The 24,855-nt window shown below is 61.3% G+C and carries 22 protein-coding genes; all 22 read right to left on the reverse strand.

Translation table 11 applies throughout. The features are described from left to right. Positions 1–416: 416 nt before the first annotated feature. The 22 genes from QCE62_RS14935 to QCE62_RS15040 all read right to left on the reverse strand — a co-directional run bounded on the left by QCE62_RS14935 (position 417) and on the right by QCE62_RS15040 (position 24,804). Positions 417–2,147: an AMP-binding protein gene (locus QCE62_RS14935; protein WP_309919227.1), complete on the reverse strand. Its 1,731-nt coding sequence runs from the start codon at positions 2,145–2,147 to the stop codon at positions 417–419. Positions 2,148–2,456: 309 nt separating this feature from the next. Next, positions 2,457–2,882, reverse strand: a complete 426-nt coding sequence (locus QCE62_RS14940; protein WP_309919230.1) for a F0F1 ATP synthase subunit epsilon — start codon at positions 2,880–2,882, stop codon at positions 2,457–2,459. Positions 2,883–2,963: 81 nt separating this feature from the next. Next, positions 2,964–4,358 carry a F0F1 ATP synthase subunit beta gene (gene atpD / locus QCE62_RS14945; RefSeq protein ID WP_309919232.1) on the reverse strand — a complete coding sequence of 465 codons (1,395 nt, stop codon included), beginning with the start codon at positions 4,356–4,358 and terminating at the stop codon, positions 2,964–2,966. Between the two features lie 38 nt (positions 4,359–4,396). Further along, entirely contained in the window at positions 4,397–5,281 is an 885-nt protein-coding gene (gene atpG, locus QCE62_RS14950) for a F0F1 ATP synthase subunit gamma (protein WP_309919235.1), read from the reverse strand. Between the two features lie 113 nt (positions 5,282–5,394). Next, positions 5,395–6,936, reverse strand: a complete 1,542-nt coding sequence (gene atpA, locus QCE62_RS14955) for a F0F1 ATP synthase subunit alpha (RefSeq protein ID WP_309810892.1) — start codon at positions 6,934–6,936, stop codon at positions 5,395–5,397. Between the two features lie 69 nt (positions 6,937–7,005). After that, complete coding sequence (locus QCE62_RS14960) at positions 7,006–7,548, reverse strand: F0F1 ATP synthase subunit delta (protein WP_309810895.1); 543 nt, start codon at positions 7,546–7,548, stop codon at positions 7,006–7,008. A gap of 2 nt (positions 7,549–7,550) precedes the next feature. Continuing rightward, the gene (locus QCE62_RS14965; protein ID WP_309810898.1) at positions 7,551–8,021 is read right to left on the reverse strand and encodes a F0F1 ATP synthase subunit B; all 471 of its coding nucleotides are present in this window, start codon (positions 8,019–8,021) and stop codon (positions 7,551–7,553) included. A gap of 134 nt (positions 8,022–8,155) precedes the next feature. Next, positions 8,156–8,425, reverse strand: a complete 270-nt coding sequence (atpE, locus tag QCE62_RS14970; RefSeq protein ID WP_007180033.1) for a F0F1 ATP synthase subunit C — start codon at positions 8,423–8,425, stop codon at positions 8,156–8,158. A gap of 94 nt (positions 8,426–8,519) precedes the next feature. After that, the gene (gene atpB, locus QCE62_RS14975; protein WP_309810900.1) at positions 8,520–9,371 is read right to left on the reverse strand and encodes a F0F1 ATP synthase subunit A; all 852 of its coding nucleotides are present in this window, start codon (positions 9,369–9,371) and stop codon (positions 8,520–8,522) included. 176 nt (positions 9,372–9,547) lie between these two features. Continuing rightward, a complete protein-coding gene (locus tag QCE62_RS14980; RefSeq protein ID WP_309919238.1) occupies positions 9,548–10,093 on the reverse strand; it encodes an ATP synthase subunit I in 546 nt (181 codons plus the stop codon). Between the two features lie 211 nt (positions 10,094–10,304). Continuing rightward, entirely contained in the window at positions 10,305–11,441 is a 1,137-nt protein-coding gene (locus QCE62_RS14985) for an SLC13 family permease (RefSeq protein ID WP_309919241.1), read from the reverse strand. Positions 11,442–11,453: 12 nt separating this feature from the next. Further along, positions 11,454–12,356 carry a ParB/RepB/Spo0J family partition protein gene (locus tag QCE62_RS14990; protein ID WP_309810907.1) on the reverse strand — a complete coding sequence of 301 codons (903 nt, stop codon included), beginning with the start codon at positions 12,354–12,356 and terminating at the stop codon, positions 11,454–11,456. Positions 12,357–12,402: 46 nt separating this feature from the next. Beyond that, positions 12,403–13,182 carry a ParA family protein gene (locus QCE62_RS14995; protein ID WP_309919244.1) on the reverse strand — a complete coding sequence of 260 codons (780 nt, stop codon included), beginning with the start codon at positions 13,180–13,182 and terminating at the stop codon, positions 12,403–12,405. 76 nt (positions 13,183–13,258) lie between these two features. Further along, positions 13,259–13,924: a 16S rRNA (guanine(527)-N(7))-methyltransferase RsmG gene (rsmG, locus tag QCE62_RS15000; RefSeq protein WP_309919247.1), complete on the reverse strand. Its 666-nt coding sequence runs from the start codon at positions 13,922–13,924 to the stop codon at positions 13,259–13,261. Further along, positions 13,921–15,885, reverse strand: coding sequence for a tRNA uridine-5-carboxymethylaminomethyl(34) synthesis enzyme MnmG (mnmG, locus tag QCE62_RS15005; protein WP_309919249.1), 1,965 nt, complete (start codon positions 15,883–15,885; stop codon positions 13,921–13,923). Before mnmG ends, rsmG begins: the two co-directional genes overlap by 4 nt. Positions 15,886–16,040: 155 nt before the next feature. Beyond that, entirely contained in the window at positions 16,041–16,799 is a 759-nt protein-coding gene (locus QCE62_RS15010) for an ABC transporter ATP-binding protein (protein ID WP_404987335.1), read from the reverse strand. Beyond that, positions 16,796–18,580, reverse strand: coding sequence for a branched-chain amino acid ABC transporter ATP-binding protein/permease (locus QCE62_RS15015; protein ID WP_309919254.1), 1,785 nt, complete (start codon positions 18,578–18,580; stop codon positions 16,796–16,798). The genes QCE62_RS15010 and QCE62_RS15015 overlap by 4 nt, the downstream gene beginning before the upstream one ends. 4 nt (positions 18,581–18,584) lie before the next feature. Continuing rightward, positions 18,585–19,640: a branched-chain amino acid ABC transporter permease gene (locus QCE62_RS15020; RefSeq protein WP_309919256.1), complete on the reverse strand. Its 1,056-nt coding sequence runs from the start codon at positions 19,638–19,640 to the stop codon at positions 18,585–18,587. Positions 19,641–19,783: 143 nt separating this feature from the next. Next, positions 19,784–20,956, reverse strand: a complete 1,173-nt coding sequence (locus QCE62_RS15025) for an ABC transporter substrate-binding protein (protein ID WP_309810925.1) — start codon at positions 20,954–20,956, stop codon at positions 19,784–19,786. A 324-nt stretch (positions 20,957–21,280) separates the two neighbouring features. Beyond that, positions 21,281–22,447, reverse strand: a complete 1,167-nt coding sequence (locus tag QCE62_RS15030) for an ABC transporter substrate-binding protein (RefSeq protein WP_409017842.1) — start codon at positions 22,445–22,447, stop codon at positions 21,281–21,283. A 501-nt stretch (positions 22,448–22,948) separates the two neighbouring features. Continuing rightward, on the reverse strand, positions 22,949–23,920 hold the full coding sequence (locus QCE62_RS15035) for a branched-chain amino acid ABC transporter permease (protein ID WP_309811755.1): 972 nt from the start codon (positions 23,918–23,920) through the stop codon (positions 22,949–22,951). Next, positions 23,920–24,804, reverse strand: a complete 885-nt coding sequence (locus QCE62_RS15040) for a branched-chain amino acid ABC transporter permease (protein WP_309810934.1) — start codon at positions 24,802–24,804, stop codon at positions 23,920–23,922. The genes QCE62_RS15035 and QCE62_RS15040 overlap by 1 nt, the downstream gene beginning before the upstream one ends. Positions 24,805–24,855: the final 51 nt, after the last annotated feature.

Here is a 24,855-nt window from a genome sequence, read left to right on the forward strand (position 1 = left end):
AAAATTTCCTGAAAGCCTTACAGGACGGGGGTTACAACCTGAAACACTTTGTTACGGCGACGCGGATTCAATTCGCCCACAATCTGTTCAAACGGTTTCAACACGGATGTATTGGGCGTGCGAGTCAAAAACTCCGCGTTTCCAGTGGTCGGCAATCGCCGAAGCTCACTTTTGGGGCATCTTTGCTGGGATCGTTTTTCGAGTCTCTTGCTCGAAACATCTCACCTTTGGTCTCCTCGCGCTAACCCCGTAGCGTGTGGTTTTTAGCGGGCTCCAGGCCCGCTTTTTTTTTGCCTGAACAAACGTTTGCGCCGTTCGGGAGCTTTGAAGAGCTTCGGCAGCGCCAACGTTTCGTCCCATGACAGAAGGGAGCGCACTGCGCTCCCTTCTTCGTTTTGGCTGAATCATCCGCGTCGTCAGGCTGTCCGGCTCTCCGAAAGCTTCAGCTCGTCGATCATGCGGGCGCGCATGACGAATTTTTGCACCTTCCCGGTTACCGTCATCGGCAGGTCGTCGACGAAACGAATGTAACGCGGCACCTTGTAATGCGCGATCTGGCCCGCGCAGAAGTCCCGCACTTCGTCCTCGCTCATTTGCTCGCCCGGGCGCACGACGATCCACGCGCACACTTCCTCGCCATACTTCTGGTCCGGGACACCGAAGACCTGGACCGACTGCACCTTCGGATGGCGGAACAGGAATTCTTCGATCTCGCGCGGATAGATGTTCTCGCCGCCGCGGATCAACATGTCCTTCAGCCGGCCGACGATGTTGCAATAGCCCTCGGCGTCGAGCGTGGCGAGATCGCCGGTATGCATCCAGCCGTCGACCACGGTTTCGCGTGTCTTCGCCTCGTCGTCCCAGTAGCCTTTCATGACCGAGTAGCCGCGCGTGCAGAGTTCCCCCGTCTCGCCAACCGGCACGATCTCGCCCAGCGGATCGACAATCTTCACTTCGAGATGCGGCTGGACCCGTCCGACGGTCGTCGTGCGCTTGTCGAGCGGATCGGTGGTCGAACTCTGGAACGACACCGGGCTCGTCTCCGTCATGCCGTAAGCGATGGTGATCTCGCTCAAATGCATCTTCGACACGACCCGCTTCATGGTCTCGATCGGACATGGCGAGCCGGCCATGATCCCGGTGCGCAGGCGGCTGAGATCGAACTTGCTGAAATCCGGGTGATCCAGTTCGGCGATGAACATGGTCGGCACACCGTGCAGCGCCGTGCATTGCTCTTCGTGGACGGCGGCGAGCGTTGCGCCGGGGTCGAAGGCCTCGCCGGGGAAGACCATCGCACAGCCCGTCGATACGCACGCGAGCACCGCCAGCACCATGCCGAAGCAGTGGTACAGCGGCACTGGAATGCACAGCGAGTCCTGCTCGGTGAGCCGCATCGCCATGGCGATGTAGCGCGCGTTGTTGACGATGTTGCGATGCGTAAGCGTCGCCCCCTTCGGGTTGCCGGTCGTGCCGCTCGTGAACTGGATATTGATCGGTTCGTCCGGATTGAACACCGCTTCCAGCGCGTCCAGCTTTGCACTGTCGCGTTGTTCGCGGCCCCGGCGCATCACGTCGGCGAAGTTGAGCATGCCGGGACGGCTCGCCTCGCCCATGCGAATCACCGCGCGCAACTCGGGCAGCTTTTGGGCGCGCAGCGCGTTGGGCTCGGCGTGGGCGAGTTCAGGCGCGAGCGACTCGAGCATCTCCAGGTACTTCGACGTCTTGAACTGCTCGGCGGCGATGATGGCCTTGCAGCTGACCTTGTTCAACGCATATTCGAGCTCGGCCAGCCGATACGCCGGATTGATGTTCACCAGCACGGCGCCCATGCGCGCCGTGGCGAACTGGGTCAACAGCCATTCGGCCCGGTTCGGCGACCAGATTCCCACGCGATCGCCCGCCTGGATCCCCAGCGCCAGCAGGCCGCTTGCGAGCGCATCGACCTCATCGGCGAACTGACGCCACGTCCAGCGGATGCCCTGCTCGCGAAACACCACCGCGGGGCGATCCGGAAAACGGCGAACGGTGTCGAGAAGGAAGCGCGATACGGTTGCTTCGCTCAAGGGGATATCGGTTGCACCGCGTACGTAGGACACGCCGTCGCGCGGTTCGACCTGCGCACCCGCCTGCGTCTGTTCAATCGCCATCGATCACTCTCCGCCTGGATTTCGCCGCCCTGTGCCGGCGTATGTGGCTGGCCGCTGTAAGGGCCGATGAAAGCCATTGTGCATGGCGATCTTGCCGGCGGGCATTGAGTGTTTCCCCGCAATGCCGCGCGAACATTCCGCGCGCCTTGAACGAGAAAGTCGATGAATCAAGGGTCTACGGAGCGGCGCGTCAGAGGCTGCACATCCGATATGCAGAAAAGGCCCAATCCGCTTCTCGCATCAAGCATAAAAAAAGCAGCCCGAAGGCTGCTTTCTCAACGCTGAACACGCGTAGAAGCGTGCTGCGTGTCAGTGCCTTGCGTGAACCTTGCGCAGACGCTGGATTGCTGCGAGCTGCGCCGTCGCGTACGCCAGTTCGGCTTGCGCCGTGGCGTATTCGAGTTCGGACTTGTTGTCCTGCATCGCTTCTTCGGCACGCTTCTTCGCCTGCTCTGCCTTCGCTTCGTCGAGATCGGCGCCGCGAATGGCGGTATCGGCGAGCACGGTCACGATGCCCGGCTGGATTTCGAGAATCCCGCCGGCAACGAACACGAACTCTTCCGAACCGTCTTCCGCCTCGATGCGCACCGCGCCCGGACGAATGCGCGTGATGAGCGGCGTGTGGCCCGGCAGAATGCCGAGTTCACCTGCTTCGCCCGGCAGCGCGACGAACTTCGCCTGGCCCGAGAAGATCTGCTCTTCCGCGCTGACGACGTCTACCTTGATGGTTGCCATATGTGTCGACTCCTGTGTCGGTCAGTGTATTTCGTGGACGCCGCTGCAAGGCAGTGGCGTCCGCCTGAAATAACCCGACCTTTACTGGATCTTCTTGGCCTTTTCGAAGGCTTCGTCGATCGTGCCGACCATGTAGAACGCCTGCTCCGGCAGATGATCGCATTCGCCTTCCACGATCATCTTGAAGCCGCGGATGGTTTCCTTCAGCGGCACGTACTTGCCCGGCGAGCCCGTGAACACTTCAGCGACGTGGAACGGCTGCGACAGGAAACGCTGGATCTTGCGCGCGCGCGCGACCGACAGCTTGTCTTCCGGCGACAGTTCGTCCATGCCCAGAATCGCGATGATGTCGCGCAGTTCCTTGTAGCGCTGCAGCGTCTGCTGCACGCCGCGCGTGATCGTGTAGTGCTCTTCGCCGATCACGTTCGGGTCGATCTGACGCGAGGTCGAATCGAGCGGGTCCACGGCCGGGTAGATACCCAGCGAAGCGATGTCACGCGACAACACGACGGTTGCGTCCAGGTGGCCGAAGGTCGTAGCCGGCGACGGGTCGGTCAAGTCATCCGCAGGGACGTACACGGCCTGAACCGACGTAATCGAGCCGGTCTTGGTCGACGTAATGCGCTCTTGCAGCTTGCCCATTTCTTCAGCCAGCGTCGGCTGATAGCCCACTGCCGAAGGCATACGGCCGAGCAGTGCCGACACTTCCGTGCCTGCCAGCGTGAAACGGTAGATGTTGTCGACGAAGAACAGCACGTCCAGGCCTTCGTCACGGAAGTGCTCGGCCATCGTCAGACCGGTCAGCGCGACGCGCAGACGGTTGCCCGGCGGCTCGTTCATCTGGCCGTACACCAGCGCGACCTTGTCGAGAACGTTCGAGTCCTTCATTTCGTGATAGAAGTCGTTCCCTTCACGGGTACGCTCACCCACACCGGCGAACACGGAATAACCGCCGTGTTCCTTCGCGATGTTGTTGATGAGTTCCATCATGTTCACGGTCTTGCCCACGCCTGCACCGCCGAACAGACCGACCTTGCCGCCCTTCGCGAACGGGCAGATCAGGTCAATAACCTTGATGCCGGTTTCGAGCAGTTCCGTGGACGGCGACAGTTCGTCGAACGCCGGCGCCTTCTGGTGGATCGAACGCGTGGTTTCCGCGGTGATCGGACCGGCTTCGTCGATCGGACGGCCGAGCACGTCCATGATGCGGCCCAGCGTCGGCTTGCCGACCGGCACGCTGATCGGCTTGCCCGTGTTCTTGACCATCGTGCCGCGGCGCAAACCGTCGGAAGCACCCAGACAGATGGTGCGAACCACGCCGTCGCCCAGCTGCTGCTGGACTTCGAGCGTCAGTTCGGTGCCTTCCAGAATGAGCGCGTCGTAGATCTTCGGCATCTCTGCACGCGGAAACTCCACGTCGATAACGGCGCCGATGCACTGTACGATCTTGCCTTCTACCAAAGCAGTGGTACTCATCGCATTTCCTTTAGATACTGTGTTCTTTCACGCGGCCGTCAGACCGCTGCGGCGCCGCCGACGATTTCCGACAATTCTTTCGTAATCGCGGCCTGGCGGCTCTTGTTGTAGACGAGCTGCAGTTCGTTGATCACGGTCTTCGCGTTGTCCGACGCGGCCTTCATCGCGACCATGCGCGCGGATTGCTCAGACGCCATGTTTTCCGCGACAGCCTGATAAACCAGCGCCTCGACGTAGCGCACGAGCAGCTCGTCCACCACGGTCTGCGCGTCCGGTTCGTAGATGTAGTCCCACGAAGTCTTCGGCGTTTCACCGTCTTCATCCTTCGCGTGGAGGTCATCCACCGACAACGGCAGCAGTTGCTCGATCACCGCTTCCTGCTTCATCGTGTTGACGAAGCGCGTGTACGCCAGGTACACCGCGTTGATCTTGCCTTCCGAATACAAGTCGAGCTGCACCTTGATCGCGCCGATCAGCTTTTCCAGATGCGGCGTGTCGCCCAGTTGCGTGACTTGCGACACGACCTGCGCCTTCAGCCGGTTCAGGAAGCCCAGACCCTTGCCGCCGATCGCCGATGCTTCGATCTTCACGCCACTCTGATCGAGTTCCTTGATCTTGTTCAGCGACGCACGCAGCACGTTCGTATTCATGCCGCCGCACAGACCCTTGTCGGTGGTGACGAGGATCAGGCCGGCGGTCTTCGCGCCCTTGTTCTCCACCATGAACGGGTGGCGATACTCGGGGTTGGCCTTGCTCATGTGCGAGGCGATTGCGCGGACCTTGTCGGCATACGGACGGGCGGAACGCATGCGCTCCTGGGCGCGGCGCATCTTCGATGCGGCGACCATTTCCATCGCTTTGGTGATCTTGCGCGTGTTCTGCACGCTCTTGATCTTGCCGCGAATTTCCTTCATTCCAGCCATTGCTTACTCCTTGTCGGCCCGAGTTGGCGCTTTAGCGCTTACTCGGGCCCCATGCAACGCGGATCGAAGCCGCGCGATGTTGTTGAACATCGCGCGTTGCCTCTCTATCCCGATCAATAAGCGCCCGACTTTTTGAAGTCCTTCAGCGCGGCATGCAGTGCGCCTTCGTCGTCCTTCGCCAAGTCCTTGTTGTCTTCGATGCGCTTGATCAGATCGCCGTGGCTGGTCTTCAGGAATTCGCGCATGCCCTTTTCAAACGGCAGCACTTGCGAAACTTCCAGGTCGTCCAGGTAGCCATTGTTCGCCGCGAACAGCGACACAGCCAGTTCCCACACTTGCAGCGGCTGATACTGCGGCTGCTTCAGCAGTTCCGTCACGCGGCGGCCGCGCTCCAGCTGCTTGCGGGTGGCTTCGTCGAGGTCCGATGCGAACTGCGCGAACGCAGCCAGTTCACGATACTGCGCCAGGTCGGTACGGATACCGCCCGACAGCTTCTTCACGACCTTCGTCTGAGCCGCACCACCGACGCGCGACACCGACACGCCCGCGTTGATGGCGGGGCGGATACCGGCGTTGAACAGGTCGGTTTCCAGGAAGATCTGGCCGTCGGTAATCGAGATCACGTTCGTCGGAACGAACGCGGTGACGTCGCCGGCTTGCGTTTCGATGACCGGCAGCGCCGTCAGCGAACCGCTCTTGCCCTTCACTTCGCCGTTGGTGAACTTCTCGACGTACTCTTCCGAGACGCGGGCCGCACGCTCGAGCAGACGCGAGTGCAGATAGAACACGTCACCCGGATATGCTTCGCGGCCCGGCGGGCGGCGCAGCAGCAGCGAGATCTGGCGATACGCCCACGCTTGCTTGGTCAAGTCGTCATAGACGATCAGCGCGTCCTGGCCGCGGTCGCGGAAGTATTCGCCCATCGTGCAGCCGGCGTACGGCGCGAGGTATTGCATCGCGGCCGATTCCGAAGCCGAAGCCGCCACGACGATGGTGTATTCCATCGCGCCGGTTTCTTCGAGCTTGCGCACCACGTTCATGATCGACGAAGCCTTCTGGCCGATCGCGACGTAGATACAGAACAGGTCCTTGCCCTTCTGGTTGATGATCGCGTCGACGGCCACCGCGGTCTTGCCGCACTGACGGTCGCCGATGATCAGCTCGCGCTGGCCGCGGCCGATCGGCACCATGGCGTCGATCGACTTCAGGCCCGTCTGCACCGGCTGCGACACCGACTTGCGCCAGATCACGCCCGGCGCGATCTTTTCGATGGCATCGGTCTTCTTTGCGTTGATCGGACCCTTGCCGTCGATGGGGTTGCCCAGCGCATCGACCACGCGGCCGATCAGTTCCGGACCGACCGGCACTTCGAGAATGCGGCCCGTCGTCTTGACGATGTCGCCTTCCGAGATGTGCTCGTACTCGCCGAGAATAACGGCGCCGACGGAGTCACGTTCGAGGTTCAGCGCGAGGCCGAAAGTGTTGCCCGGGAATTCGAGCATTTCGCCCTGCATCACGTCCGACAGGCCGTGGATGCGCACGATACCGTCGGTCACGGAGATCACGGTGCCCTGGTTGCGAACATCCGCGCTCGCTTCAAGGCCCTGGATCCGGCTCTTGATCAGCTCGCTGATCTCAGAGGGATTGAGTTGCATTATTCGCTCCTGATAGTCAATTCTGTTGCGTGCCCGCTAGAGACACGGTTGGCCGCATTAATTCGCAAATTAAGCGGTCAGAGCCGTCTGCATGCGGGCGAGGCGCGCGCGGACCGAGGTATCGAGCACTTCGTCGCCGACCGTCACGCGAACGCCGCCGATCAGCGACTGATCCACCGTGACAACCGGCTTCAGCTTGCGCTGAAACTTGCGTTCGAGACTGGCGACGAGGTCGTTCAATTGTTCGCCTTCGAGGGGGAACGCGCTCACGATCAGCGCGTCGGCCGCACCTTCGCGGGCGTTCTTCAGTTCGTCGAACTGGACAGCGATTTCCGGCAGCAGCGGCAGGCGATGATTCTCGACCAGCATGCCGACGAAATTCTTTGCTTGAGCGTTGCCTTGAGCGAGCGGCGACTTCACCGCGGCGAGCAGCAGATCGATGATTTGCTGACGGTTCACCTTCGGGCTCGACGCGACCGATTCCACTTCGGGCAGACGCGCAACCTGTGCCAGCTCCTCGACGAAGGTGGACCAGCCCGCGAGATCGCCGGTTTCGGCCACGCGGAACAGCGCTTCTGCGTAAGGACGAGCGATGGTTGCAAGTTCGGCCATGATCAGAGCTCGGTTTTGAGTTGATTCAGCAGAGCGGCGTGAGCGTTCTGGTCGACTTCGCGCTTCAGGATCTGCTCGGCGCCCTTGACGGCCAGCGCAGCCACTTCCGCACGCAGCGTCTCGCGTGCCTTCACGATCTGCTGGTCGGCGTCAGCCTTGGCTTGAGCGACGATGCGCGCGGCTTCGGCCTGGGCATTCGCCTTGATTTCTTCTGCGACGGCGGCAGCACGCTTCTCGGCGTCAGCAATGCGCTGCTGGCCGTCGTTGCGTGCTTGCGCGAGTTCCTGATCGACGCGCTTGTGCGCTGCTTCGAGTTCCGCTTTGCCCTTGTCGGCGGCGGCGAGGCCGTCGGCAATCTTCTTCGAGCGCTCGTCGAGGGCGTTGATCAACGGCGGCCACACGAACTTCATCGTGAACCACGCGAGGATCAGAAACACGACCATTTGCGCAAACAGGGTTGCGTTGAGATTCACGGTGTTTCCTTAAACGTTGCTTGATCGGAGGGAATACGGTTAAAAGGCGCTCATCGGCTTGTTGAGCTCGATCAGCGCCTCACCCGTTCCGTTCTGGCGTCTTGAAAGAGTCAGACGCACACTTCCGAGGAACCTCAGCCTGCGAGCTTCGAGAGCAGCGGGTTCGCGAACGCAAACAGCATTGCCACACCAACGCCGATCAGGAACGCCGCGTCGATCAGACCAGCCAGCAGGAACATCTTGGTCTGCAGCGGGTTCATCAGTTCCGGCTGGCGGGCGCACGCTTCAATGTACTTGCCGCCCATCAGGCCGATACCGATACAGGCGCCGATTGCACCCAGGCCGATGATGATGCCGATACCGATGGCGGTCAGACCCTGGATGTTGGCGATGAAAGCTTGCATGATCACTCCTTTGATTAAAGACTTTGGAACTGGATTTATAAAAATTGAAACTTGTGAAACCTAAACCTGAAAGCTTCCGGAACGTGCGGCTGCTTTAGTGCGAGTCATGCGCCTGGCCGATATACACCAGCGTCAGCATCATGAAAATGAACGCCTGCAACAGCACGATCAGAATGTGGAAGATCGCCCAGACGGTGCCCGCGACCACGTGGCCGATAAAGCCGAGCAACGACAGATCCGCGCCGAACGACCACATGCTGCCCAGAAGGGCGATCAGCAGGAACAGCAGTTCGCCGGCGTACATGTTGCCGAACAGCCGCATGCCGAGCGAAACCGTCTTGGCGACGAACTCGATGATGTTCAGCGCGAGGTTCGGAATCCACAGCAGCGGATGCGCGCCGAACGGAGCCGACAGCAGTTCGTGAACGAAGCCGCCCGCGCCCTTGATCTTGAAGTTGTAGTAGATCATCAGCACGAACACGCCGAGCGCGATGCCGAGGGTGCCGTTGAGGTCGGCGGTCGGCACGATGCGATGGTGCGGCAGGACATGCTCGAGACCGAGCCAGCCGATCAGACGGCCCGGCAGGTCAACGGGGATGAAGTCGAGGGAGTTCATCAGGGCGACCCAGACGAACACGGTCAGCGCGAGCGGAGCGATGAAGCGGCGGCTGCCGTGGATCATCGACTTCGACTGGTCTTCGACCATCTCGACCAGCATCTCGATGGCGCACTGGAAACGGCCCGGAACGCCGGAGGTCGCCTTGCGCGCCGCGAGGCCGAGAATGACGATGGTGAGGAGACCGCATACGATCGACCAGAACAGCGTGTCGAGATTCCAGACGTGGATGTCGAAGATCGACGTCTGCGTATGCGTGGAAAGATTCTGCAAGTGGTGCGCAATGTACTCGGACGGATCCAGAGCGTGCGTTCCTTCGCTAGCTGCCATATCGTTAAAGCCACCCAAATTGTCAAAAATCTTTCGCCGCCTGCCGCTGCCGGGACGCCGCTTCGCGTCGCGTCTCCGGGCGGGAGGCCCGAGTGCGGAAACTGTTCCGCACCTGTTCATTCATGATGCTACTTGCAATCGGTGCTGCGGGCGCTTACCTGGGACGTCATGGAATGTCACCGTAGCGCCATTGCAACCCAGTAAGTCTTCAGAGCGATGATGTAAGTCACGAGCAGCGGCAGCCACAACGCGCTCTTGTACCAGAACGCGATCGCCACGAACATAGCAATCGTCGCTCCCATCTTGAGCGCCTCGCCGATCATCCAGCTCACGATCGTCTCCGCGCCGCTCTTTGCCTTCAGGCGCGCGGCGAACAAGGCACTCGGCGCCCAGCAGATCGCTCCTCCCAGGAAGGCTGACAGCGCAGCATCGCCCGGTGGCTTGTAAAACAGCCACCACAGCAGCGTCGCACCCAGGGACAAAACCATTTGCGCCGCCACGACCCGAAACGGCGTGACACGCGATGGACGACTCACTTCCGGGCCAAACAGCTTCTCTGCCTGATCCCGCGTGAGCGGAACGATATTGTTATCTTGCGCTTCGGCGTCCCACGACTCGCTCGACGTACTGTGCGGCTGATTTCCGGGGACGTGCGCAGCGTCGGTTGCATGCGCGTCCGGCGCTCGATTTTTCTCTCGCACCGTCTTCAAACCTTCAACCAAAAGTCCGGGGAAATCACCCTGCGCTTTCGCGGCGCTTTCGAGGTGGCCTAGCTGATAAATCCGGGCGATTGTAAGCGATTGTTGTCACGGATTCAATAGTTTAGGTGTGTCAAAAGGCAGTGAAAAAGCATGCCGAAAAGGTTCTCGAAAACGAGACTTTCCTTGCAATTGCAAGCAGATTCTCATGTGCTGGCAGAGGTGTCTCCGAGCCTCAAACAAGCACCCATCCGATGATCATCGCCACGATCCAGAACGGGATCGATACGATATGAAACGGCATCCACATGCCCTTCTCGTTAGACAGTCTGACCGCGATCAGATTGGCCAGTGAACCGATGGCGATGCCAAAGCCACCCACGCTCACGCCGAAGGTCAGTGCACGCCAGTCCTTCGAGAATTCGGCGAGCACGATGGCAGCCGGAACGTTGCTGATGCCCTGCGACAGCACGGCGCCCGCCGCGTACGCCCTGACCGGCGTGTCGATGCCGAGATGCGCGATGGCTTGATGAATCACGGGCAATGCAGCGGCACTGCGCAACACGATGAACATCAGCACGAAGATGAGCAGCAGCAGCCAGTCGATCTTGAAGACTGCCTCACGCCGCCAGAGCAGGAATCCGGCAGCCAGGACGGCGAGCGCGGGTCCGACATGATGGGCATCGGCGAGATAGACGAACGCGGCGAACGCCACGGCACTGACGACGCACAGCACGCGATCCACCCGATGCTCTTCGAGGTCGCTGGACAGGTCGAGCGGCGCGCCGCGGAACATCGCGAACGTCACGATGGCCAGCAGCACCATCAACGCCGCGCACAGCGGCAGCATCGTCCAGACGAAGGCGCCGAACGCGACACCGCTCGTCTGCCAGAGGAAGAGATTCTGCGGATTGCCGAGCGGCGTGAGAATCGATCCCGCATTCACCGCGAGCGCGATCACGATGACCAGCCGTTTGATCGGCAAGGGCGCGAGCTTGTGCAGCGACAGCGCAAGCGGCACGACCGCGAAGAGCGCGACGTCGTTGGTGAGCACGGTGGACAGGCCCGCCGCGAGCGCAACCAGCAGCAATGCAAGCGTGCGCTCGCCGTGGATGTGATGCACGAGCCGATGCGCCGCCCACATCAGGAATCCTGATAATTCGATGGCTTTCGTCAGGATCAGAAGACCCGCGAGCGTCAGGACCGTTTGCCAGTCGACGAGGCCAGGCAAGGACGGCCACGGGCGCGGCTGCACGACCTGCAGCACGACCAGCGCGAACACCAGAATGGCGAGGACCGGCTCCTTCGAGACGGTCCTCCAGATGCGTCCGATCCAGTCCGGCCGCGTACGCTTGACGTTGACCTCGGACACGATCCGCGATCGTCAGGCAGTCGGTGTAGTCGATTCGATGCTGCCACGCAGTTTGCTCAGGATGCCTTCGAGCGAATCGAGCGTGCCGAAGTCGATCGTGACCTTGCCGCGCCCTCTTCCACCGACCTTGATCTTTACGTTCGCGGACAACAAATCGGACAGTTCTTCTTCCAGACGGCGCGTATCGCGGCCACCATCGTTAGCTACACGCGCTTTGGTCGCCGGCGCTTCCTTCGTCGTCGCCGCGACGAGACGTTCGGTTTCACGCACCGACAGGCGGCGGTTGACCACATGATTGGCCAGCTGGATCTGCGTGGCGGCGTCCACGGCCAGCAGCGCGCGTGCGTGGCCCATGTCGAGATCGCCGGCGAGGAGCATCGTCTGGACGGGTGTCGCCAGATTGAGCAGGCGCAGCAGGTTGGATACGGCACTGCGCGAGCGGCCGACCGACTCTGCTGCCTGTTCGTGCGTAAAACGGAATTCATCGAGCAGACGCTGGATGCCCTGCGCCTCTTCGAGAGGATTCAAATCCTCGCGCTGGATGTTCTCGATCAGCGCCATCGCCGCCGCGGCCTGATCTGGCACGTTTTTCACGAGCACCGGCACTTCGTCGAGTCCGGCCAGCCGTGCGGCCCGAAAGCGTCGTTCGCCCGCGATGATTTCGTAGCGGTTGTCGCCTACCGAGCGCACGAGAATGGGTTGCATCAGCCCTTGAGCACGAATGCTCGCGGCCAGCTCCTGGAGCGCGCCTTCGTCCATGCGCGTTCGCGGCTGGTATTTGCCGGCCTGCAGCTTGTCCAGCGCCAGCACCGAGGGCGTGCCCTCACCGCGCACGGCTTCGGTGATGTCGACACTGCCGCCGAGCAATGCATCCAGGCCCCGGCCCAACCCCTTCTTCTTCATCACAGCGCTCATTTCGGTTCCTCCGTCGGCGTTCGCTGCCGCATCGAATGGGTGTTGCTCAGTTCACGTTCAGCGCGCGCACGCGCTCGATCATTTCCGTGCCGAACTGGATATACGCCTGGGCGCCGCGCGACGACTTGTCGAACACGACCCCCGGCAGCCCGTAGCTTGGCGCCTCGGCAAGACGCACGTTGCGCGGGATGACGACATCGAACAGCTTGCTGCCGAAGTGCTCCTTCAGCTGGTCCGACACCTGTTGCTGCAAAGTGATCCGCGGATCGAACATCACGCGCAGCAGGCCGATGACCGTCAGCTCGCGGTTGAGATTGGCATGGACCTGCTTGATCGTGTTCACGAGGTCGGACAGTCCTTCCAGCGCGAAGTACTCGCACTGCATCGGAATGACGACGCCGTGCGCCGCGCACAACGCGTTGAGCGTCAGCAGCGACAGCGCCGGGGGGCAATCGATCAGGACGAAGTCATAGTCATCGACTACCTCGGCAATCGCGTTGCGCAGGATGCGCTCGCGATTTTCCATGTCGACGAGCTCAACCTCCGCGCCTGCCAGTTCGCGATTGGCCGGTACCACGTCGTAGTTCACTGCACCGGGACGCACGCGGGCGTCGCGAACGGCCACGCCATCGACGAGCACTTCGTACACAGTGTTCTCGCAGGCTGCCTTGTCGATGCCACTGCCCATGGTTGCGTTACCTTGCGGATCAAGATCGATCAGCAGTACGCGTTGCCCGAGCCCGCCGAGGCTCGCCGCGAGGTTGACCGCCGTCGTGGTCTTTCCAACGCCGCCCTTCTGATTTGCGACGCAGAAGATTTTTGCCATCGTTTAGTGTCCTCGTTATTCCGCTGTCAGAAGATCAGCGTGCCTGGAATGCCGGATCGAACGGTGCGGCGAACCGTCATTCTGCTGCGACGGCTATTTCGATCAGATGTCGCTCGGCGTCGAGCATCGGCACTTTCAGACGCTCCACGCCGAGCACCGTTGCGCCCGTCGGGAGACGTGCGACTTCGGCATCGGGCTTGATGCCTTTCATCGCGAGAATGCGCCCATCGACTTCGACCAGATGACGCGAAAGTGTAACGAAATCGGAGAGCTCTGCGAATGCGCGAGACACGATTACATCGAATTTTTCGGGTATTTCGATACCTGGACGCAGCGCTTCGACGCGCCCCGTTACGACGGACAGATTGACAAGGCTCAACTGAGCCTTGACTTGCGACTGAAAGGCACTCTTTTTATGGACGATGTCGTTCAATGTCACGCGGACGTCCGGCAGGGTGATCGCCAGCACGACGCCTGGCAGTCCGCCACCCGAGCCGACATCGAGCACCGTCGACGGATGGCGGGCAGACACCATCGGCACGATGGCGAGCGAATCCAGAATATGCTGAATCATCATTTGCTCAGGATCGCGGATGGCCGTCAGGTTGTAGACGGCGTTCCACTTGCCGAGCAGCGCGACATAGTCGAGCAGCTTTTGTTTTTGCTCAGGAGAAAGCGAAATGGAGAGATCGGCGGCGCCCTTGTCCAGTATCGTCGCGAGCGAGGATGGGCGTTCCGTCATTGAACCGCCGTCGGTTTGCCTGCCGAGGATGAATCTTCCGCCGAGTTACGACCTCGACGGCCAGCGCCGCGCTTGAGGTGAACCATCAGCAACGAGATCGCCGCTGGCGTGATGCCCGAAATGCGCGAGGCCTGCCCGATCGTCTCCGGTCGATGCTGCATAAGCTTCTGGCGCGCTTCGAACGACAGCCCGCGGACTTCGTTGTAGTCGAGCCCGTCCGGCAAACGGGTGTTTTCCTGCGCGCCATTGCGCATGATTTCGTCGGCTTGACGCTCGATATAACCTTGGTACTTCACGCCGATTTCGATCTGTTCCTTGATCTGCGCCAGCAACACCGGATCGTCCGCGAGTCCGGCGTCCGGTCCGCATTCTCCATCGCGAAGGGCGCAGATCGCGTCATAGGACACTTCCGGACGACGCAGCAGGTCTGCAAGGCTATATTCGTGGTCGATCGGCTTACCGAGGAGTGCTGTCGCCTCTTCTGCCGGCAGCGTTTTAGGATTAACCCACGTCACACGCAGACGCTGTGTTTCACGTGAAACAGCATCACGCTTGCGACTGAACGCATCCCAGCGTGCGTCATCAATAACGCCCAACTCCCTACCCGCTTCCGTCAAGCGCATGTCTGCATTGTCTTCGCGTAACGAAAGACGATACTCCGCACGGCTGGTGAACATCCGATACGGCTCGGACACGCCGCGTGTCACCAGATCGTCGACCAGCACACCCAAATAGGCCTGGTCACGTCGCGGCGACCACGCATCCTTTCCTTGGACTTGTAGTCCGGCGTTGATCCCGGCCAGAAGTCCCTGAGCCGCCGCTTCTTCGTATCCGGTGGTCCCATTGATCTGCCCGGCGAAGAACAGACCGTTGATCGCCTTGGTTTCAAGGGAGGCCTTCAACGCGCGCGGGTCGAAATAGTCATATTCGATCGCGTAGCCGGGGCGAAGAATGTGCGCATGCTCGAGACCACGCATCGAGCGGACCAAGTCAAGCTGGACGTCGAACGGCAGGCTGGTTGAGATCCCGTTCGGATAAAACTCATTGGTCGTGAGCCCTTCCGGTTCGAGAAAAATCTGGTGCGCATCCTTCGAAGCAAACCGGTGAATCTTGTCTTCGATCGACGGACAGTAGCGCGGCCCTACCCCCTCGATTACGCCGGTGTACATCGGCGAACGATCCAGGCCCGAGCGGATGATGTCATGCGTCTGTGCGTTGGTATGGGTAACCCAGCACGGCACTTGGCGGGGATGCTGCTCAACGCGGCCAAGGAACGAGAAGACCGGGATGGGATCGAGATCGCCGGGCTGTTCCTCGAGCTGCGAGAAATCGATCGTCCGGCCGTCGATTCGCGGCGGCGTACCGGTCTTGAGCCGGCCCTGAGGGAGCTTCAGTTCCTTGAGACGCGCAGAAAGCGACACGGCTGCGGGATCGCCTGCACGGCCACCGACGTAATTATTCAAACCAACATGGATCTTTCCGTCGAGGAAGGTCCCAGCCGTCAAAACGACCGCCCGGCCTCGGAAACGCAGTCCCACCTGCGTCACCGCGCCGACAACGCGATCCCCCTCCACCATCAGATCTTCCACTGCCTGCTGGAATAGCCACAGATTCGGCTGATTCTCCAGCCGATGACGTATCGCCTGCTTGTAGAGCAGCCGATCAGCCTGCGCCCGCGTCGCGCGAACAGCTGGGCCCTTCGAAGAGTTGAGGATGCGAAACTGGATGCCCGATTCATCCGTCGCCGCTGCCATTGCGCCGCCGAGCGCATCGACTTCCTTGACCAAATGCCCTTTGCCGATGCCGCCAATCGACGGATTGCAGCTCATCTGGCCGAGCGTCTCAATATTGTGCGTCAGAAGGAGCGTCTTGCAGCCCATGCGTGCTGAAGCAAGCGCCGCCTCAGTGCCCGCATGACCGCCGCCAACGACGATCACGTCAAATTCAGTGGGATAAAGCATTGGGATCTCGTGTGCGAACGACACGATCCTGAAGAGAGAACAGCCTTGAATTATAACGGTTTCTTCTCTTCCTCAACTTCGACGCAGGTCCGATGCGCGAAAAAAGCGTGTTTCACGTGAAACACGCCCCTCTTCGACAGCATGAAACAAAGCATCTAGGCCATTTTCTTGGACAGACCGAGATAAGTTTCAATCACCTGAGGATCGTGCTGCAGATCATCCGCCTTGCCTTCCAACGCAAACTCGCCGGTTTCCAAGACATATCCATAGTCCGAAATCTGGAGCGCCGCGCGGGCATTCTGCTCGATCAGCAGCGTCGCAACGCCACTCTGTCGCAATGCACTGATGATGTGGAAGATCTCTTTAACGATCAGCGGAGCGAGACCAAGGCTCGGTTCGTCGAGCATCAGCAGCTGCGGCTTGCCCATCAGCGCCCGCCCGACTGCCAGCATCTGCCGCTCCCCGCCCGACAGCGTTCCCGCCGCCTGCTTCCGCCGTTCCTTGAGACGCGGAAACAAGCGGTAGACCTCATCGATCTGATCCAGGAAGTTTCGCTCGCCGGCCCGCTTGCGCCGATACGCTCCGAGAATCAAGTTGTCTTCCACCGCCATCGTGGCGAATAGCTCACGCTTTTCCGGGACGAGACACATGCCTCGCGATACCCGCCGTTCGATTGCCAGTGCAGACACTTCTTCACCAAGGTAACGCACCGAGCCTTTGGCATGTCCCGATGACGGCAACGCACCCATGATGGCGTTCAGCAGTGTCGACTTGCCGGCGCCGTTCGGGCCGATCACGGACACGATCTGACCGGCGCCGACCGTGAGCTTGCCGTCGTGCAACGCCTCGACCTTGCCGTATCTCACCGACAAGCCATCCACTTGCAGAATCGGATTCGTAATCTGCGACATCATTCCACCCCGCCCAAATACGCTTCCAGCACCGCAGGATCCTTCTGCACGTCGACCGGCAGTCCTTCCGCGATCTTCGTGCCGAATTCCATCACGACGAGTCGATCCGTCAGATTCATGACGAAATCCATGTCGTGTTCGACCAGAAGAATGCTCATCCCTTCCGCGCGCAGCTTGCGAAGCAGTTCAGCCAGCTGTTGTTTTTCCTGATAACGCAAACCAGCGGCGGGCTCATCGAGCAATAACAAAGTCGGATCACAGCAGAGCGCACGCGCGATTTCCAGAATCCGCTGCTGGCCAAGCGCCAGACTTCCGGCCTCGCTGTAGATGTGCTTCTCGAGCCCGACGCGCCGAATCTGCCTGGCCGCTTCCGCCATCAACCGGGCTTCCTCAGCTGCATTCAAGCGAACAATGCTTCGCCACACGCCTGTCGTGCCGCGCAGATGCGCGCCAATCGCCACGTTTTCGAGCACGGTCATGCCGGGCAGCATCTTGACGTGTTGGAAGGTTCGCCCGATACCCCGCTTGACGATATCGCGCGACGTGAGCTTCTCGATGCGTTCGCCGTGAAAGCTGATCGCACCACTGGTCGCCTGCAACACGCCGGTGACGAGATTGAACGTCGTCGATTTTCCCGCGCCATTCGGACCGATCAAACCGATGATCTCGCCTGCCTTGACTTCGAAGCTCACGTCATTGACGGCAACCAGCCCGCCGAATTGCTTGCGCGCCTTTTCAACGACCAGCAGACGTTCTCCCGTCGCCGGTTTGCTGCGCTGCGGCAAAGCTTCCCCGTGCTCGGGAACATGTGCACTCGGCCCGCGCGGAAAAAGTCGTGCGACGAACGGCCATACGCCCTGCCGCGCATACTGGAGCAGCAACACCATCACGACGCCGAACACGATGATCTCGAAGTTGCCGTTCGCCCCGATCAGCTTGGGCAACCAGGTTTGCAGATAGTCCTGCAGAACGGTGAGGATCGTGGCGCCGAGAATCGCACCCCAGACATGCGATACCCCGCCCACTACCGCCATGAACAGGAATTCGATGCCGTGATTCAGGCCGAACGGCGTCGGATTGACGGCGCGCTGCAAATGCGCGTACAGGAAGCCGGAAATGGCCGCCAGGACCGCCGCATAGATGAAGATGGTGACCCGCATCCACGCGGTGTTCACGCCCATTGCCTCGGCCATGGTGCCGCCGCCGCGCAGCGCGCGAATGGCACGTCCCGGCCGGCTGTTCAGAAGGTTCTGAACCGAAATCACCGCCAGCAGCACGACCACCCAGATCAGGTAGTAAATGCTCCTGCCCGATTCGAGCTGCCATCCGAAGACGCTCAAAACCGGAATGCCGTTGATGCCGTCGTACTTGCCGAGCAATTCCATGTTGCCGAACAGATAGAACAGCGACAGGCCCCAGGCGATCGTGCCAAGCGGCAGGAAGTGGCCCGAGAGACGCATGGTGATCAGCCCGAGCAACAGCGCAATGAAAGCGGTCAGCACGACGCCTGCAATCAGCGCAAGCCACGGCGAAACGCCGTACTGCGTCGTCAGGAAGGCCGTTGCATAGGCGCCGACGCCCACAAACGCGGCCTGCCCGAAGCTCGTCATGCCGCCGATCCCTGTCAGCAGCACGAGCCCGATCGCGACGATCGAATAAAGCCCGATGTAGTTCAGCAGCGTGATCCAGTACTCCGGCACGGCGACCGGTCCCGGCAGCACCGGCAGCGCGAAGACGACCAGCACGAACACCCAGAAGAATCGATAACGTTTCAGGAATTTCATCCGCTTACTCCTCGTCCTCATCCGTATGCGGCGTTGCCAGGCTCCGCCACAGCAACACCGGAATGATCAGGGTGAAGACGATCACTTCCTTGTAGGCACTCGCCCAGAACGACGAATACGATTCGAGCAGCCCCACGAGCAGCGACCCGGCTGCCGCGAGCGGATAACTCACCAGACCGCCGACAATGGCCCCCACGAAGCCCTTCAGGCCGATCAGGAAGCCCGAGTCGTAGTAGATCGTCGTGATGGGCGCGACCAGCACGCCGCACAGCGCGCCGAGGCCCGCGGCGAGCGTGAAGGCGAGCCGCCCCGCCTGCGTCGTGCCGATGCCGACCAGCCGCGCGCCGAGACGATTCACCGACGTTGCGCGGAGCGCCTTGCCGGAAATCGAGCGATCGAAATAGAAGTACAGCGCGACGATCAGCACCACCGCCGTTCCGACCACCCACAGGCTTTGCCCGGAGATCGACACGCTGCCGAGATTGAAGTTGGCATCGGAGAAGGCTGTCGTGCGCGAACCTTCCGCGCCGAACATGACGAGCCCGAGTCCCACCATCGCGAAATGCACGGCTACGGCAACGATCAGCAGCAGCAGCGTGCTCGCCTCTGCGATCGGCTCATAGGCGAGGCGGTAGACGAACGGCCCCATCGGCACGACGATCAGCAGCGTCAGCGCGATCTGCGCGATCATCGGCAGCGTCTGGAGAGCGACCGCCTGGGTCAGCGCCCACACGGCCACCGGGAACAGCAGATACTTGCCTGCGAGCACAGCCAGCAAGCGTCCGATCTGGTGATATCGCGCGGGATGACGCACGATGCCGGCCGTTTCGGCGACGAAGCAGCCCACGCCCATGGCGATGAGCAGATAGCAGGTCGCCGGCAGCTTCTGTGTTTGCAGGGCCGCGAGCGTCAGCGCGCCGTACGCGACGAACTCGCCCTGCGGTATGAAAATGACCCGCGTGACGGAGAACACGAGCACCAGCGCCAACGCCAGCAACGCGTAGATCGCGCCTGTGGTGATCCCGTCCTGCGCGAGAATCGCCGCAATCGATAAGTCCATACTTCCTCTTCAAAGCTTCTCGTGGAACAGGCGCACCGGAATCGGCGGCCTCGCATGCTCGAAGCGGCGCGCCGTTGCCGGTGCGCCGCCCCGTCATCTCGAAATTAAGACGCATGAACGCGCGGTGACGCGCGACACACGGCTTAGTCGTTCAGCAACTTCCACTTCCCGTCGACGATCTGCACCATCACGCGCGCGCGATCGTCGAAACCGTTGTGATCGGTCGGAGTCGTGTTCATGATGCCGTGCGCGACCGGCAGGTCCTTCAGGTTTTCCAGCGCGGCGCGCAGCGCCTCGCGGAATTCCGGCGTGCCCGGCTGGCCTTTCTTGAGCGCCTCGGGAATGGCCCGCTGAAGCATCTGGCCGGCATCCCATGCATGGCCGCCGAAGGTCGACAGCGACCCCGCGCCATAGGCCTTCTCATACGCGTCCTTGTACGCCGCCGAAGACTTCTTCACCGGATTGCTCGCCGGCAGCTGCTCGGTCACCAGCACCGGGCCCGCGGGCAGGATCTCGCCTTCGCAATCCTTGCCGCACACGCGCAGGAAGTCGTTGTTGGCCACGCCGTGCGTCTGATAAACCTTGCCCTTGTAGCCGCGCTCCTTCAGCGCCTTGGCCGGCAGCGCCGAAGGCGTGCCCGCGCCCGCGATCAGCACCGCGTCCGGATTCGCGCCCATCGTCTTCAATACTTGTCCGGTCACCGACGTGTCCGTGCGGTTATACCGTTCGTTCGTGACGATCTTCAGCTTGTGCGCCGCTGCGGCCGTGTTGAAGACGTTGTACCAGCCGTCGCCGTAGGCATCCGCGAAGCCGATGAAGCCCACCGTCTTCACGCCGTGCTTCTCCATGTAGCTCGCGATCGCATCGGCCATCAAGGCATCGTTCTGCGGCGTCTTGAAGACCCATGCCTTCTTCGCATCCATCGGCGCGATGATCGCGGCCGATGCGGCCATCGAGATCATCGGCGTCTTGCCGGACGCGGCGGGGTCGATCATCGCGAGCGAGTTCGGCGTCACGGTCGAGCCGACGATCGCATCCACATGATCCTCGTCGATCAGCTTGCGCGTGTTCTGCACCGCGCGGCTCGTGTCCGAGCCGTCGTCGAGCACGATCCACTCGACCGACTTGCCGGCGATTTCCTTCGGCAACAGCGCAACGGTATTTTTCTCGGGAATCCCAAGCGATGCCGCCGGGCCCGTCGCCGAGAGCGTCACGCCGATCTTCACCTGGGCATATGCCGCACCCGTGCCGAGCAGCGCGCCGCCCGCAAGTGCGAGCGCCATGCTCGTCCTGATCCATGCCTTCTTCGTTTTCATTGCTGTCTCCAAACGCGACGTGCTCGTTTTGCCAACACGCACCCCAGCGGTGCGCTGCTGCGAGTTGTTATCGATGCCGCCTCTTGTGGGCCAATCGAGCCAGGCCATGCAAAGGGCCGCCCCAATCTATTTACCGCCATACTGCATGCCAAGGGTGGTTTTCCCTGACCGTTGCGCGACGTGTTGCCCTGACTGCACGTGAGCATTCCGCGAGGCTTTGCGCCCTCTTCTTTCCGTCGCTTCCCGCCAACTGCACCACACAGAAAAAAGGCGCGTTCTGCTTCGACGCGCCTTGGTTTCCGAATCAGTTCACATACGATTCCGTCAGTTGCCCGAGAGCTTCCACTTGCCGCCGACGATCTCGACCATCACGCGGGCGCGCTGGTCGAGTCCGGAGTGATCGTTCGCGCTCATGTTGAAGATCCCGTGCGAGGCCGGCAGATTCTTCGTCTCTTCGATAGCGGCGCGCAGCGCTTCACGGAACGCCGGCGTGCCCGGCTGACCCTTCTTCAGCGCAAGCGGAATGGCGCGCTGGAGAATGAGGCCCGCGTCCCACGCGTGACCGCCGAAGGTCGACACCGACCCCGCGCCATACGCGCCTTCATAGGCCTTCTTGTAGGTCAGCGCGGCCTGCTTCACCGGATTGGTGTCCGGCAATTGCTCCGCGACCAGCAGCGGACCCGCCGGCAGGAAGGTGCCTTCGCAATCCTTGCCGCACACGCGCAGGAAGTCGTTGTTCGCGACGCCGTGCGTCTGATAGAGCTTGCCCTTGTAGCCCCGCTCATTGAGCGTCTTCTGCGGCAGCGCGGCCGGCGTGCCCGCGCCCGCGATCAGCACCGCATCCGGGTTCTGCGACATCATCTTGAGCACCTGGCCCGTGACCGATGCATCGTTGCGCGCGAAGCGCTCGTTCGCGACGACCTTGATCTTCGCGAGGTCGGCGGCCTTCGAGAATTCCTTGAACCAGCTTTCGCCATAGGCGTCGCTGAAGCCGATGAACGCCACCGTCTTAACGCCATGATTCGACATGTGCTGCGCGATGGCGGTGGCCATCAGGATGTCATTCTGCGGTGTCTTGAAGACCCACGCGCGCTTGGCATCCATCGGTTCGACGATGCTCGCGGCGGCGGCCATCGAGATTATCGGCGTTTGCGTTTCGGAAGCGATGTCGATCATCGCGAGCGAGTTGGGCACCACCGTGGAGCCGATCAGTGCATCGACATGATCTTCGCTCGTCAGCTTGCGCGCGTTCTTCACGGCCTGGGTGGAGTCCGTGGCGTCATCCAGCACGATGTACTGGATCTTCTGACCAGCGACTTCCTTCGGCAGCAAGGCAATGGTGTTCTTTTCCGGAATGCCGAGCGACGCGGCCGGACCGGTCGCCGAGACCGTCACGCCGACTTTCACGTCCGCCCAAACCTGAGTGCTGAATACCGCCGAAAACCCGACAACGGCCATTGCGACCGCGCTGATGCGTGAAGCCAACTTCATTGATGTGCGCCCCGTAATTCGTGTTTCTTCGTGATGATCTGCTCGCGAAAATGCCCCTGAATTGCGCTCGCCGCGAATTCCCGACCAGTGGGTCGGGAAATGCAGTTTAGCGAGGCATGCGCTGCGCAGCAAGCGTTTTGAAGGCTCTCCCGTGTGGCTTTTCGCATTGTTTTTCAAGGCCTTGCGCAATCACTTCGCGCAAGCTGGGAAGCCTCAGGGAAAACCCCGTTTAAAATCGCCCGCCGAATTTAATCACATAATCAGCGGGCAATAAAAAAAGCGCTGTTGGACTCATCCAACAGCGCTTTTCGGTCGGGCACTTCGTGCCTCATGTCTCCTCGTTCTCCACCTCAAAAATCTGGGTGCAACAGAACTAGACCGAATGTTAAAGAACGCAACAGTGCACGACAACCTAGCATTTACCCTAGTGGTGCATGAAAGCACCCGGAAAGGGCGTACTTCTTGCAATAAAACACGCCTCGGTGCGTGGCTCCGCGGATTTCAGCCTTGCAGCGGACGGACCCGCGCGACGATCTCCCCGACAATGCCGCGCCGGAACGCCAGCACGCAGGCAATGAAGATGACGCCGGTCACGATGGTCACGGATTCGCCGAGCGAGTTGAACCACGTCATGCCAGTCAGCCGCGCGAGACCGCCGCCGATGTCGCCGAGCCGGTCCTCCAGCGCGACGATGATCGCGGCGCCGAGCAGTGGTCCGAACATCGTGCTCATGCCGCCGACGAGCGTCATCAGCACCACCAGGCCGGACATGGTCCAGTAGGCGTCGCCGAGCGTCTCGAAGCCAAGCACGAGCGTCTTGGTGGCGCCCGCCAGTCCCGCGAGTCCCGCCGACAGCACGAAGGCCAGCAGCTTGTAGCGCGACGTATCGTAGCCGAGCGACACCGCGCGCGGCTCGTTCTCCTTGATCGCGATCAGTACCTCGCCAAACGGCGAATGCACGATGCGCACGATCAGCGCGAACGCGAGCAGCATCACGACCAGCACGACGTAGTAGAGCGTGATGTCGCTGCCGAGATCGATCATGTTGAACAGCTTGCCGCGCGGCACGCCCTGCAAGCCGTCTTCGCCGTGCGTGAACGGCGCCTGCAGGAACACGAAGTACACCATCTGCGCGAGCGCGAGCGTGACCATCGCGAAGTAGATGCCCTGGCGGCGGATCGCCAGCAGCCCCGCGACGAGTCCGAGCAGCGTCGCCGCCGCCGTACCCGCGATCACGCCGAGTTCCGGCGTCAAGCCGATGGTCTGGATCGAATAGCCGGCGACGTAACCGGCGGTCGCGAGAAACATCGCGTGGCCGAATGAGAGCAAGCCGGTATAGCCGATCAGCAGGTTGAAGGCCGCGGCGAACAGCGCGAAACACAGCACCTTCATCATGAACAGCGGATACACGCCGACGAACGGCGCCACGATCAGGCCGATCAGCAACAGGCCGTAGAGCGCTTTTCTCTGCATCATTTTTCCTTGCCGAAGAGTCCTGCCGGGCGAATCATCAACACGATCGCCATGATGACGAAGACGACCGTCGCGGACGCTTCCGGATAGAACACGCGCGTGAAACCTTCGATCACGCCGAGCAGGAGACCCGTGAGGATCGAGCCCATGATCGAACCCATGCCGCCGATCACGACGACCGCGAACACGGTGATGATCATCGACTGCCCCATCAGCGGCGACACCTGGATCACGGGCGCGGCCAGCACGCCGGCGAAGGCCGCGAGCGCCACGCCGAAGCCGTAGGTCAACGTGATCATCAGCGGCACGTTGACGCCGAACGCCTCGACCAGCTTCGGGTTTTCCGTGCCCGCGCGCAGATACGCGCCCAGGCGCGTCTTCTCGATCACGAACCACGTCGCGAAGCACACCGCCAGCGACGCCACCACGACCCACGCACGATAGTTCGGCAGGAACATGAAGCCGAGATTGGTCGCGCCGGACAGCAGCGAGGGCACGTCGTAAGGCTGGCCCGACGAGCCATAGATGGAGCGGAACACGCCCTCGACCACAAGTGTCAGGCCGAAGGTCAACAACAGCCCGTAGAGATGGTCGAGCTTGTAGAGCCAGCGCAGCATCGAGCGCTCGATGACCATGCCGAACAGCCCGACGATGACCGGCGCAAGCACGAGCATCGCCCAGTAGGGAATGTTGAAGTACGCGTAGCCCATCCACGCGAGCATCGCGCCCAGCATGAACAGCGCGCCGTGCGCGAAGTTGATGACGTTGAGCAAGCCGAAGATCACCGCGAGACCCAGGCTCAGGATCGCGTAGAACGAGCCGTTCACCAGCCCCAGCAACAGCTGGCTCAGCATTGCGGCGAGTGGAATGCCGAAAATTTCCATTGAACCTGCCGTCAGAAACGTGTTGACGCGGTTGCAGCGGCGGAAGTCCTC

The sequence above is a fragment of the Caballeronia sp. LZ033 genome (assembly GCF_031451265.1).
Classification (GTDB): Bacteria; Pseudomonadota; Gammaproteobacteria; order Burkholderiales; family Burkholderiaceae; genus Caballeronia.

Bases quoted from the DNA above. Each gene is read 5' to 3' on its own strand.
- QCE62_RS15010 (WP_404987335.1), bottom strand. From the start codon at position 16,799: ATGATGTCGCAGATTACGAATCCGATTCTGCAAGTGGATGGCTTGTCG.
- mnmG (WP_309919249.1), bottom strand. From the start codon at position 15,885: ATGCTTTATCCCACTGAATTTGACGTGATCGTCGTTGGCGGCGGTCAT.
- atpA (WP_309810892.1), bottom strand. From the start codon at position 6,936: ATGCAACTCAATCCCTCTGAGATCAGCGAGCTGATCAAGAGCCGGATC.
- QCE62_RS15020 (WP_309919256.1), bottom strand. From the start codon at position 19,640: ATGGACTTATCGATTGCGGCGATTCTCGCGCAGGACGGGATCACCACA.
- rsmG (WP_309919247.1), bottom strand. From the start codon at position 13,924: ATGACGGAACGCCCATCCTCGCTCGCGACGATACTGGACAAGGGCGCC.
- QCE62_RS15015 (WP_309919254.1), bottom strand. From the start codon at position 18,580: ATGAAATTCCTGAAACGTTATCGATTCTTCTGGGTGTTCGTGCTGGTC.
- QCE62_RS14935 (WP_309919227.1), bottom strand. From the start codon at position 2,147: ATGGCGATTGAACAGACGCAGGCGGGTGCGCAGGTCGAACCGCGCGAC.
- QCE62_RS14960 (WP_309810895.1), bottom strand. From the start codon at position 7,548: ATGGCCGAACTTGCAACCATCGCTCGTCCTTACGCAGAAGCGCTGTTC.
- atpE (WP_007180033.1), bottom strand. From the start codon at position 8,425: ATGCAAGCTTTCATCGCCAACATCCAGGGTCTGACCGCCATCGGTATC.
- QCE62_RS15040 (WP_309810934.1), bottom strand. From the start codon at position 24,804: ATGGAAATTTTCGGCATTCCACTCGCCGCAATGCTGAGCCAGCTGTTG.
- QCE62_RS15035 (WP_309811755.1), bottom strand. From the start codon at position 23,920: ATGCAGAGAAAAGCGCTCTACGGCCTGTTGCTGATCGGCCTGATCGTG.
- atpG (WP_309919235.1), bottom strand. From the start codon at position 5,281: ATGGCTGGAATGAAGGAAATTCGCGGCAAGATCAAGAGCGTGCAGAAC.
- QCE62_RS15025 (WP_309810925.1), bottom strand. From the start codon at position 20,956: ATGAAAACGAAGAAGGCATGGATCAGGACGAGCATGGCGCTCGCACTT.
- QCE62_RS14990 (WP_309810907.1), bottom strand. From the start codon at position 12,356: ATGAGCGCTGTGATGAAGAAGAAGGGGTTGGGCCGGGGCCTGGATGCA.
- QCE62_RS14940 (WP_309919230.1), bottom strand. From the start codon at position 2,882: ATGGCAACCATCAAGGTAGACGTCGTCAGCGCGGAAGAGCAGATCTTC.
- QCE62_RS14995 (WP_309919244.1), bottom strand. From the start codon at position 13,182: ATGGCAAAAATCTTCTGCGTCGCAAATCAGAAGGGCGGCGTTGGAAAG.
- atpB (WP_309810900.1), bottom strand. From the start codon at position 9,371: ATGGCAGCTAGCGAAGGAACGCACGCTCTGGATCCGTCCGAGTACATT.
- atpD (WP_309919232.1), bottom strand. From the start codon at position 4,358: ATGAGTACCACTGCTTTGGTAGAAGGCAAGATCGTACAGTGCATCGGC.
- QCE62_RS15030 (WP_409017842.1), bottom strand. From the start codon at position 22,447: ATGAAGTTGGCTTCACGCATCAGCGCGGTCGCAATGGCCGTTGTCGGG.